Source organism: Phenylobacterium sp., from assembly GCF_030680185.1.
GTDB lineage: Bacteria > Pseudomonadota > Alphaproteobacteria > Caulobacterales > Caulobacteraceae > Phenylobacterium.
The window spans coordinates 1-10,998 of sequence record NZ_JAUXVZ010000060.1; the positions used below are offsets into that span (position 1 = coordinate 1).

Annotated in this window: 9 protein-coding genes and 1 tRNA gene; 3 read left to right on the forward strand and 7 right to left on the reverse strand. The window is 67.0% G+C overall.

Going from position 1 to position 10,998, the window contains the following annotated elements:
• The 7 genes from Q8L83_RS16755 to Q8L83_RS16785 all read right to left on the reverse strand — a co-directional run.
• Positions 1 to 264: ATP-dependent Clp protease proteolytic subunit (locus Q8L83_RS16755; protein WP_305288994.1), on the reverse strand; the 264-nt coding region annotated here is incomplete at its 3' end.
• A gap of 203 nt (positions 265 to 467) precedes the next feature.
• Positions 468 to 1,826: a trigger factor gene (tig, locus tag Q8L83_RS16760; protein WP_305289008.1), complete on the reverse strand. Its 1,359-nt coding sequence runs from the start codon at positions 1,824 to 1,826 to the stop codon at positions 468 to 470.
• 143 nt (positions 1,827 to 1,969) lie between these two features.
• Positions 1,970 to 2,054, reverse strand: a tRNA-Leu gene (locus Q8L83_RS16765).
• Positions 2,055 to 2,090: 36 nt separating this feature from the next.
• Positions 2,091 to 2,732: a LysE family translocator gene (locus tag Q8L83_RS16770; protein WP_305288996.1), complete on the reverse strand. Its 642-nt coding sequence runs from the start codon at positions 2,730 to 2,732 to the stop codon at positions 2,091 to 2,093.
• A 261-nt stretch (positions 2,733 to 2,993) separates the two neighbouring features.
• Positions 2,994 to 4,442 carry an NAD(P)H-hydrate dehydratase gene (locus Q8L83_RS16775; protein WP_305288997.1) on the reverse strand — a complete coding sequence of 483 codons (1,449 nt, stop codon included), beginning with the start codon at positions 4,440 to 4,442 and terminating at the stop codon, positions 2,994 to 2,996.
• A 22-nt stretch (positions 4,443 to 4,464) separates the two neighbouring features.
• A complete protein-coding gene (locus Q8L83_RS16780) occupies positions 4,465 to 5,034 on the reverse strand; it encodes a histidine phosphatase family protein (protein ID WP_305288999.1) in 570 nt (189 codons plus the stop codon).
• Positions 5,035 to 5,037: 3 nt separating this feature from the next.
• A complete protein-coding gene (locus tag Q8L83_RS16785; protein WP_305289001.1) occupies positions 5,038 to 6,573 on the reverse strand; it encodes an acetyl-CoA acetyltransferase in 1,536 nt (511 codons plus the stop codon).
• Positions 6,574 to 6,809: 236 nt separating this feature from the next.
• Between Q8L83_RS16785 and Q8L83_RS16790 the strand changes: the two genes are divergently transcribed.
• The 3 genes from Q8L83_RS16790 to parE all read left to right on the forward strand — a co-directional run bounded on the left by Q8L83_RS16790 (position 6,810) and on the right by parE (position 10,805).
• Positions 6,810 to 7,148 carry a P-II family nitrogen regulator gene (locus tag Q8L83_RS16790; protein ID WP_304713668.1) on the forward strand — a complete coding sequence of 113 codons (339 nt, stop codon included), beginning with the start codon at positions 6,810 to 6,812 and terminating at the stop codon, positions 7,146 to 7,148.
• Between the two features lie 37 nt (positions 7,149 to 7,185).
• Positions 7,186 to 8,595, forward strand: coding sequence for a type I glutamate--ammonia ligase (gene glnA / locus Q8L83_RS16795; protein WP_305289004.1), 1,410 nt, complete (start codon positions 7,186 to 7,188; stop codon positions 8,593 to 8,595).
• Positions 8,596 to 8,732: 137 nt separating this feature from the next.
• Entirely contained in the window at positions 8,733 to 10,805 is a 2,073-nt protein-coding gene (gene parE, locus Q8L83_RS16800) for a DNA topoisomerase IV subunit B (RefSeq protein ID WP_305289006.1), read from the forward strand.
• Positions 10,806 to 10,998: the final 193 nt, after the last annotated feature.

The following is a 10,998-nucleotide window of genomic DNA, read 5'->3' on the forward strand; positions in this document are numbered from 1 at the left end:
GGTGTCGTAGATCGCCAGGCCGGACGTCACGATGCCGCCCGGCGAGTTGATGTACATGGAGATCTCTTTCTTGGGGTTCTCGGACTCCAGATAGAGAAGCTGGGCGCAGATCAGGGCGGCCATGCCGTCCTCGACCGGGCCATTGAGGAAGATGATCCGTTCCTTCAGCAGCCGGGAGAAGATGTCGAAGGCCCGTTCGCCGCGGCTGGTCTGCTCGACCACCATGGGCACGAGGTTGAGCGCGGTGGTCACATGGTCACGCATAAGCTTAAAAGCCCTTCTCGATGGGCGATCGTCGGATCGCCGTCGTCTTCGATATCGCGTCTGCCTCGGGAGGTTGCAAGGTGAGCCTCCGATGCAGGGCCTTTCGGAACCCTAAAGACGCATGATCCCGACGTCGCGCCAAGGCCACGCCGGGATCATTTTCGTTCCAGCTTCACGTCGCCTCCTGGGCGGCGCGCGGCGTATCAGTCGCCATAGCCTTCCGGCAGATCGTCCTCGGCCATCAGCTCGTCCTTGCTGACGTCCTTGTCCTCGACCTTGGCCTTCTCGACGATCAGGTCGACGACCTTGTCTTCGAAGATGGGCGCGCGGAGCTGAGCCTGGGCATTGGGATTCTGGCGGAACATGTCGAACACCTGCTGGGCCTGGGGCCCATAGCGCATGGCCTCCTGGCGCATGGCCTCCAGCAGTTCCTGCTCGGTCACCTGGACGTTGTTGACCCGGCCGATCTCGGCCAGGACGAGGCCCAGGCGCACCCGGCGCTCGGCGATCTTGCGGTATTCGCTCTCGAGCTGCTCGTCGGTCTTGTCCGCGTCTTCCGGCGGCAGGGCTTCGCGTTCCTTGTCCTGCTGCACCTGGGTCCAGATGGCGGCGAACTCGGCTTCCACCATCTTCGGCGGCAGGTCGAAGCTGTGCTTGGAGTCCAGGGCGTCCAGCAGGGCGCGCTTCAGCTTGAAGCGCGAGGCGCTGACATATTGCTGCTGCAGGTTCTCGCGCAGCAGCTCCTTGAGCTTGTCGAGGCTCTCGATGCCCAGCTTTTCGGCGAAGGCGTCGTCGGCCTCGGTCTCGACCGGGGCGGAGACGGCGGTCACCTTGACCTCGAACTCAGCTTCCTTGCCGGCCAGATGGGCGGCTTGATAGTCCTCGGGGAAGGTCACCTTGACCACGACATCACTGTCGGGCTTGGCGCCGACCAGCTGCTCTTCAAAGCCCGGAATGAAGCTGCCCGAGCCGAGCACCAGCTGGGCGCCCTCGGCCGAACCGCCTTCGAAGGCCTCGCCGTCGATCTTGCCGACGAAGTCGATGGTCACCTGGTCGCCGTCCTTGGCCTTCACGGTCTTGCCCGTGCGCGGCTCAAAGCTGCGGTTCTGCTTGGCGAGTTCGGTCAGGGCCTCGGTCACTTCCTCGTCGCCGGGGGTGTAGACCGGGCGCGTCAGCTCCAGGGTCGCCGGATCGATCGGCTCGAAGTCGGGCATGAGCTCGAGCGAGATGTCGAAGGCCAGGTCAGCCTTGCCGTCGACCACATCCTGAAGGTCGCCCTCAGGCTTCAGGTCAGGCTCGCCGGCCGGGCGCAGCTTGTTCTCTTCCAGGACCTTCTGGGTGGATTCCGAAATGGTCGCCTCGACCACCTCAGCCATCAGGGCCTTGCCGTGCACGCGGCGCACATGGGCCGGCGGCACCTTGCCCGGGCGGAAGCCCTTGATGTTCAGCTGCGGGGTCACCTCGGCGATGCGGGCTTCCAGGCGTTCGGCCAGGTCCGCGGCCGGGACAGTGACGCCATAGACGCGGCTGAGGCCTTCACCCGACTTTTCAACGATCTGCATCGACATTCTTGCTTCCGGACTCCGGGGCGCTGTCACGCGCTCTTGACGGTCCGCCTAAAGGTGAAACGGGAAGCGCCGCCTACGTCGAGGCGGCGGGAGGGCGCCCTTATGTCACGGGCGCCTGCCCGGTCCAAGAGCAAAGGTGGTGCGGGCGAGAGGACTCGAACCTCCACGCCTTGCGGCGCTGGAACCTAAATCCAGTGCGTCTACCAGTTCCGCCACGCCCGCATTCCGCGCCTGCCATCGGCGGTTTGCCCGCGCGCGTCAAGCGGCCATCCCCACGACCAACCACGGTTGGACAAGATCGATGAGGATCGGGACCAGCGAGGCGACCAGCAAGGCCGCCATGGTCCAATTGAAGATCCGCAGCGCCCCTGGTCGCGCCAGAAGCCGGCGCAGGGCGACGCCGGACCCCGTCCAGGCGACGGCGCAGGGCAGGTTGACGACGAACACCACCAGGACGCCGATCAGCATGTCGCCCGCTCCGCCCTGACGCGGGACATAGGCCGCCACGACGCCCACAGCCATGGTCCAGGCCTTGGGGTTCACCCACTGGAAGCCGGCGGCCTGCAGGAAGGTGAAGGGACGCGCGTTGGCCGCCCCCTCCCCGACTCCCTTGGCCGTGGCGATCTTCCAGGCCAGCCAGAGCAGATAGGCCGCGCCCAGCGCCTTCAGCACCGTGTGCGCGGCGGGATAGGCGAAGAACAGCCCCCCGAGGCCAAAGCCCACAGCCAGCAGCAGGATCACAAAGCCCAGCACCACGCCAGCCAGGTGCGGCAGGGTGCGCAGGAAACCGTAGTTGGCGCCCGAGGCCATCAGCATGGCGTTGTTCGGGCCAGGGGTGATCGAGGAGACGAAGGCGAAGAGCGCGAGCGCCCCCAGCAGTTGGGGCGTGTAGCTGGTCATGGATCAGGTCCGGGAGAGGGGCTCTGACCGCAGGCATTGGCGGGTCTTCGACGCCCCACCCCCGATCAAAGCCGAGGTGGTGGGGAGGAGATCGCCGCTGAGGCTCGTCTAGATCCTTACCCTGTCCGCCGCAGCCGCGCGCATGGCCACCCAACCGGCGGCTACCGGTGCGAGGGGGCGAGCGGACATGGCGGACGGACGGTTCACAGACCGAAACTCCAGGGCGACCGTCCACCGCCTAGCAGAGCCCCGACCCATGGTCTAGCTGGCGACGTAGAGCCGGCGCAGGATCGAAGGCGTCAGGCCCGGCAGGTCCTCGGCGATCAGGCCGGGCCCGTGGGCATGGGCGGCCTCGGCGTGGATCCAGGTGGCGGCGCAGGCAGCCTCGAAACTGTCCATGCCCTGAGCGACCAGGCCGGCGATATAGCCGGCCAGCACGTCGCCTGCCCCGGCCGTGGCCAGCCAGGGCGAGCCATTCAGCGCCACGGCCGTTCGGCCGTCCGGCGCAGCGACCACGGTGTCGTGGCCCTTCAACAGCACCACCGCATCGGCCAGTTCCGCCGCCCGGCGGGTGGCGGAGATGCGCTCGGGCGCGGACTCCAGGACGCCGGGGAACAGGCGCTCGAACTCGCCGGCGTGCGGGGTCAGGACATCGTCCTTGTCGAGCACCGAGAAGAGCTCTTCGGGATCTTCGCGGAAGACCGTGATGGCGTCGGCGTCGAGGATCAGGGCCGCGCCGGTGCGCGCCAGGGCCAGGACGTTCATCAGGGTGGTTTCATTGACTCCAGCCGCCGGGCCGATGACCGCAGCATCCACGTCGGCGGCGAGGCTCTCGAGTTCGGCCTCGCTGTCGAAGGGCCGGAGCATCACGGCTTCGAGGTGGGCGGCGTTGGCGGCCAGGGCGTCCGGCGGCGAAAGCACGGTGACGACGCCGGCGCCGATTCGCAGGCCCGCCCGGGCGGCCAGCCTTGCAGCGCCCGTGCGCCAGGCCGGTCCGCTGACCACGACCATCCGGCCCCGGGCGTGCTTGTGCGAGGCCGCCGTCGGCCAGGGAAAGCGCGGCGCCCAGAGGTCCGGCGTGTTTTCGAACAGGCTGGCCTCGGTGGCCGGCAGACCGATATCAGCGACGACCACCTCCCCGCACCGCCCGCGGCCGGGCTCCAGCACATGGGCGGGCTTGCGGGCATGAAAGGTGACGGTCAGAGCCGCGCGGCCGCAGACACCCACCGGCAGCCCCGTGTCGCCCGGCAGGCCGCTGGGGGTATCGATCGCCACCACCCGTTCGGGCGCGGCGTTGAGCTGCTGGACGACCCGAGCCGCCTCCCCGCTCAACGGCGCCGAGAGGCCGGCGCCGAACAGGGCGTCCACATAGAGGTCGGCCGCCAGGTCGGCAGATTCGATGGGCTGAACCGGCCCGGACCACATGGCCGCCATGGCCTGGGCCGAGGGACTGCGAGGCGGCTCCAGCGCCGCCACCCGCACCGGCCAGTCCCGCTCGGCCAGCAGGCGGGCGACCACATAGCCATCGCCGCCATTGTCGCCAGGCCCGCAGAGCACCAGCACGTCGCAAGGGTCGAATCGGGCCGCGATGACCTCGGCCACGGCGGCGCCTGCCCGCGCCATCAACTCGGCGGCGGAAACGCCAGCGGCCACGGCCGCCTGATCGGCGGCGCGGATCTGCGCGACCGTAAGAATCTGCTGGGGGCCCACACGGTCTCCGGGACGAAACAACTTAAAGGACGCCGGTTGAGGCTTCTCGCCCCTTCTCGACCAGGGTCAAGGTCTTGCCGTCGCTTTCCAGCACGGTGATCGAAGTATGGTCAGGCCGGAAGCCGACCACCTGATCATCGCCCGTCAGGCAGGACACCACCGCATTGATCGCCACGAAATGGCTGAACACCGCGGTGTCGCCACGGGCGACGAGGGCTGCGGCCACGTCGCGGCGCCAGGCGTCATAGTCCAGGTCGCCCTGGATATCGCGCCAGGCGCCCTGGAAGGCCGCCTTCAGCCAGTCGCCGCGGTCGGCGGCGGCCAGATTGGCCGGCGTCGGGATCTCGCCGACGCCGGGGTCGATCTCCACCTCCACGCCCAGGGCGCGGGCAGTGGGCTCGGCGGTCTCGCGGCACCGGGCCAGGGGCGATGAGACGACACGCGAGGGGCGTTCAGCGGCCGGCAGGGCCAACAGGAAATCCCGGGCGGCCTCGGCCTGGGCCTGGCCGGTCGCATCCAGGCCCGGGTCGTCGTCATGGCCGCCCCAGGTGGCGGCGGGCTTTCCGTGGCGGATCAGGTAAAGGCGGGGCATGGTCTAGTCCGGTACAAAGAGGTTGCGTTGGCCCTCAGGCGCGGGACCGACATGGCCGGTGCGGCCGACGGCTTCCGTCGTCTCGAGGCTATGGAGTACGGCCGGGTCAGCGGGCGTGTGGGCGACGAACCGACGATCGGCCTCGTCACGACCGACCACGAGGCCCATCAGATAGCCCTCCCGGCCGTGGACGACAGTATAGGTCTCGATCACCGCGCGACCCTGCGGCGTTTCTGTGACAACGGGATGTGGCAGGGCGTCGATCTGCCTTTGAATGACCGCCGGGTCCTGGCGCTCGAACGGCGCTTCGGGCGCCCGACAGGAATAGATTCCCGTCGACTGCTTGGTCAGGAACCAGCCATTGGCGGTCACCAGGCCATAGGTGTCACGGGCCTGGCGCAGGCGCTGCACCATCACGGCGATGGAATGCATGGCGTAGTTGTTTCCCGGACCCCCAGCATAGGGAAGTCCGCCGGTCACCGTCAGCCCCCGCGGATCGTTCAGGGACAGGCCCAGCTCCTCGGCGCCGATCTCCACGGCGACAGGGAAACAGGAATAGAGGTCGATGATCCCGATCTCGTCCAGGCTGATCCCGGCCATCTCCAGGGCTCGGGCGCCGGTCAGACGCATGGCGGGGCTGGAATGGAAGTTCTGGCGGTCCAGGGGATACCAGAGGTCCGAGGCGTCGGCGCAGCCGTGCAGATAGACCAGGTTCGCCTCGGGCACGCCGAGTTCGCGGGCCTTGGCCAGGCTGGTCACCAGGACCCCGGCCGACTGGTCCACATCCATGATGGCGTTCAGGTACTTGGTGTAGGGAAAGCCCACCATCCGGTTGCGCTCGGTGACGGTGATCAGCTCTTCGGCGGTGCGCGCGATGGGGAACCAGGCGTCGCGATTGCGGGCGGCGACCTCGGTAAAGGGGGCGAACAGCTCACCCAGGCGCTTCTGGTGGTCGGGAATGCTGCGCCCATCCCGGGCGCGCAAGGCGTTTTCGAACAATGGATAGGTGTTGATCGGCCGGCCCAGGCCGTGCCGGGCCTCATAGGGGGTTACGCCGGGCCGGGGATCGCCGATGCGCTCAGGCGGATCGAGGCTCTGGTCTTCCTCCCAGTCGTCGAAGCCCAGCCCCTTGGTCAGGCGCTTGGTGGCTGAGCCCAGGAATTCGCAGCCGACCACAAGACCAAACTGGCTTTCCCCGCGGGCGATGCGCTCGCAAAGCGTGTTGATCAGCTGCTGGGGACTGTTGCCCCCCATGTGGGAATAGACCGACCAGCCGGGCGCGGCGCCCAGCGTCCGGGCGAGGCTGGCGGGCGGATTGGTGCTGTGCGGCGTGGCCCGTCCGCCGCCTGGGGCGTCTACGGTGAACCCCACCACCGCCAGACTGTCGATGTTCGCCAGGGCCGCCTCGGACAGCCCCGCATTCTCGGCGGCGCCAAGCGCCGCAATCTTCAGCAGCAGGGTCGGCGACGGCGCAGATTGCGGCTCGCCGCGATATGTGAATTGACCCGCCCCGATCAGAACTGGGGTTCTATCGTCCATCTCAACGCCTCCGCACCCGACTGCACCATTCGATCCTAGGGGGGATCAGGCCGGTCACAAGGCGATTTCCGCGTCGCACAATCATTGAGCGGAGGTTGACTATTTTTTGCGCATCACGCGTTTTCGTCCCAAGCCCGTGAAGGTCGGCGCAGGCTGGCTCTTGTGGCCGCGCGGCTTGGCGTGCTCCGTCGCCTCGACCGCCGGGGCGGGCGGCGCTTTCAGTGATACGAGGCCCCATGAAGAAGATCGAAGCCGTCATCAAGCCCTTCAAGCTGGACGAGGTGAAGGAAGCCCTGCAGGAGCTGGGCGTTCAGGGCATGACCGTGCTTGAGGCCAAGGGCTATGGGCGGCAGAAGGGGCAGACCGAGCTGTATCGCGGCGCCGAGTATGTCGTCGATTTCCTGCCCAAGATTAAGATCGAGGTGGTGGTCGCCGACGACCAGCTCGACAGCGCCCTGGAAGCCATCACCACCGCGGCGCGCACGGGCCGCATCGGAGACGGGAAGATCTTCGTCTCCGAAGTCATCGAAGTCGTTCGCATCCGCACCGGGGAAACCGGCGCGCTTGCCGTCTGATCATCCACTCTAAAAAGCGAGTTAGGGGATAACCGCCATGACGACCGCCAAAGACATCTTGGACATGATCAAGGAGAAGGACGTCAAATATGTCGACGTCCGCTTCACCGACATTCGCGGCAAGATGCAGCACGTCACCTTCGATATCGACCTCATCGATGACGACTTTCTGACCGACGGCACCATGTTCGACGGCTCGTCGATCGTGGGCTGGAAGGCCATCAACGAGTCCGACATGAAGCTGCGTCCGGACCTGAACTCGGCCTATATCGACCCGTTCTACCAGCAGACGACCCTGTGCCTGTTCTGCGACGTGCTGAACCCCGACACCAACACCCCCTACAACCGCGACCCGCGCTCCATCGCCAAGGCGGCCCTGAACTATGTGAAGGCCGCCGGCATCGGCGACACCGTCTATTTCGGTCCGGAAGCCGAGTTCTTCCTGTTCGACGACGTGCGCTGGTCCACCTCGGGCCACAACACCGGCTACGCCTTCGACTCCACCGAACTGCCGGTGAATTCCTCTAAGGAATACGCCGAGGGCAATATGGGCCATCGGCCCGGCCCCAAGGGCGGCTATTTCCCGGTCAATCCGGTCGACTCCGCCCAGGACCTCCGCGGTGAAATGCTGGCCGTCATGGGCGAGCTCGGCATGCAGCCCGAGAAGCATCACCACGAGGTGGCCCCGGCCCAGCACGAGCTTGGTCTGAAGTTCTCCGATCTGCTGACCATGGCCGACCGGATGCAGCTCTATAAGTACGTCATCCACAACGTGGCGGCCGCCTACGGCAAGACGGCCACCTTCATGGCCAAGCCGATGTTCGGCGACAACGGTTCGGGCATGCACGTCCACCAGTCGATCTGGAAGGACGGCCAGCCCATGTTCGCCGGCGACAAGTATGCCGGCCTGTCGCAGGAATGCCTCTGGTACATCGGCGGCATCATCAAGCACGCCAAGGCGATCAACGCCTTCGCCAACTCCACCACCAACAGCTACAAGCGCCTGGTGCCCGGGTACGAAGCCCCGGTGAAGCTGGCCTATTCGTCGCGTAACCGCTCGGCGTCGATCCGCATCCCGCATGTGGACTCGCCCAAGGCCAAGCGCATCGAGGCCCGCTTCCCCGATCCGATGGGCAACCCCTATCTGACCTTCGTGGCCCTGCTGATGGCCGGCCTGGACGGCATCGAGAACAAGATCGATCCGGGCCCGGCCATGGACAAGAACCTCTATGACCTGCCGCCCCGCGAGCAGAAGAAGGTTCCGGAAGTCTGCGGCTCGCTGCGCGAAGCGCTGGAGAACCTCGACAAGGATCGCGCCTTCCTGAAGAAGGGCGGCGTCATGGATGACGACTTCATCGACAGCTATATCGAGCTGAAGATGGAAGAAGTGATGCGCCTGCAGCTGCATCCGCACCCGGTCGAATTCGACATGTACTACAAGTGCTAAGCCTCAACGCCTGAGGTTGGATATGAGGGGCCGCGGCGCAAGCTGCGGCCCTTTTTCCTTCCCGCCGCCCACGCATTGATTTGTCTCGCCCCCCGATTCATACCGGGGCACCCCGAATCGCCCCAGCTTCCGAGCCAATGTCCAAGGCCCCTCCCCAAGCCTCCCTGTTCGACGACGCCCTTAACCCGGCCCCAGCCTCGCCCCTGGCGCAGAGCCATGAGCCGCGCCCGAGCCCGCCGCCACCGCCCGCTGGCAAGGGCGTCGAGGCGCCCGCGACGGGGGGCTATTCGGCCAAGGACATCGAGGTCCTCGAGGGCCTGGAGCCCGTGCGCAAGCGGCCGGGCATGTATATCGGCGGCACCGACGAGCGGGCCCTGCACCATCTGTTCGCCGAGGTGCTGGACAACGCCATGGACGAGGCCGTCGCCGGCCACGCCAAGTTCATCGAGGTCAACCTCGATGCGGACGGCTATCTGACCGTCCGGGACGATGGCCGCGGCATCCCCGTCGACCCGCACCCCAAACATCCGGGCAAGTCAGCCCTGGAAGTGATCATGACCGTCCTCCACTCGGGCGGGAAATTCTCCGGCAAGGCCTATGAGACCTCCGGTGGCCTGCACGGGGTCGGCGTCTCGGTGGTCAACGCCCTGTCCGAGCGCGTGGACGTCACCGCCTGGAAGGACGGCTTCGAGTGGAGCCAGGCCTTCGCCCGCGGCAAGCCCCTGGGCGCCATCGAAAAGGGCCAGCCCACCCGCAAGCACGGCACGGCGATCCGCTTCTTGCCCGACCCGCAGATCTTCGGAGAAGGCGCGGCCTTCAAGCCCGCGCGCCTCTACCGGATGGCCAGGTCCAAGGCCTATCTGTTCGGCGGCGTCGAAATCCGCTGGAAGTGCGACCCCGCGCGCATCCAGGACCAGACGCCGGCCGAAGCCGTGTTCCGCTTCCCCAACGGCCTGGCCGACTATCTCGCCGAGCAGGTGGAGAAGATCGAGACGGTCACGCCCGAGCCCTTCGCGGGGCGCTTCGCCCGCCAGGGCGAGGCTGGCGCCGTGGAATGGGCCATCACCTGGACCGCCGAGGGCTTCGGCGAGGCCGACGGCTTCATGCGCTCCTACTGCAACACCGTGCCGACCCCGGAAGGCGGCACCCATGAGGCCGGCCTGCGCGCCGCCCTCACCCGCGGCCTCAAGGCCTATGCCGAACTGACCAACGAAAAGCGCGGCGCGGTGATCACCGCCGAAGACGTGCTGGCCCAGGCCGGCGCCCTGATCAGCGTTTTCGTGAAGAACCCCGAGTTTCAGGGCCAGACCAAGGAGCGCCTCTCTTCCAGCGACGCCCAGCGCCTGGTGGAGGCGGCCCTGCGCGATCCCTTCGACCACTGGCTGACCGCCCAGCCCAAGGCCGCCAGCACCCTGTTGGCCTTCGTCATCGATCGCGCCGAGGAGCGGCTGAAGCGGCGCAAGGATCGCGACGTGGCCCGGGCCTCGGCCACCCGCAAGCTGCGCCTGCCAGGCAAGCTGGCCGATTGCGCCATCCAGGCCTCGGCCGGCACGGAGCTCTTCCTGGTGGAGGGCGATTCGGCCGGCGGCTCGGCCAAGCAGGCCCGCGACCGCCGCACCCAGGCCATCCTGCCCCTGCGTGGCAAGATCCTGAACGTGGCCTCGGCCGGCGCCGACAAGCTGGTGGCCAACAAGGAGCTCAGCGATCTCCTGCTGGCGCTCGGCGTCCAGACCGGCGCCAAGTTCCGCGAGGAAGACCTGCGCTATGAGCGCATCGTCATCATGACGGACGCCGATGTGGACGGCGCCCACATCGCCTCGCTGCTGATCACCTTCTTCTATCGCACCATGCCCGAGCTGATCCGCGCCGGGCGTCTCTTCCTGGCCCTGCCGCCGCTCTATCGGATCAGCCATGGGGGGAAGACGGTCTACGCCCGCGACGACGCGCACCGCGAAGAGCTGATGGCCACCGATTTCAAGGGCAAGAAGCCGGAAATCGGCCGCTTCAAGGGCCTGGGCGAAATGATGCCCGCCCAGCTCAAGGAAACCACGATGGACCCGGCCAAACGGATCCTGGCGCGGGTGACACTGCCCCGGTCCGAAGAGGCCGTCATCGACCTGGTCGAGGCGCTGATGGGGCGCAAGGCCGAACTACGCTTCCGCTTCATTCAGGAGAATGCGGAATTCGCCACCGAAGATCTCGACGTCTGAAGCCTGTGGGGTCGAGCAAACAATCGGACCTGCGAGCGCCCCAACACGGTCTCATGCGTTGACTTGAAAGCGCTTCCGCCTATGTTCCGCGGCGCGCGTCGATCACGCCGCGCTTGTCGATCAGGGGCGCGACGTGACGCCCGCTGATCTTGATTTGCCGATGAATGACTGAATTTTCCTCTCTGGGCCTGTC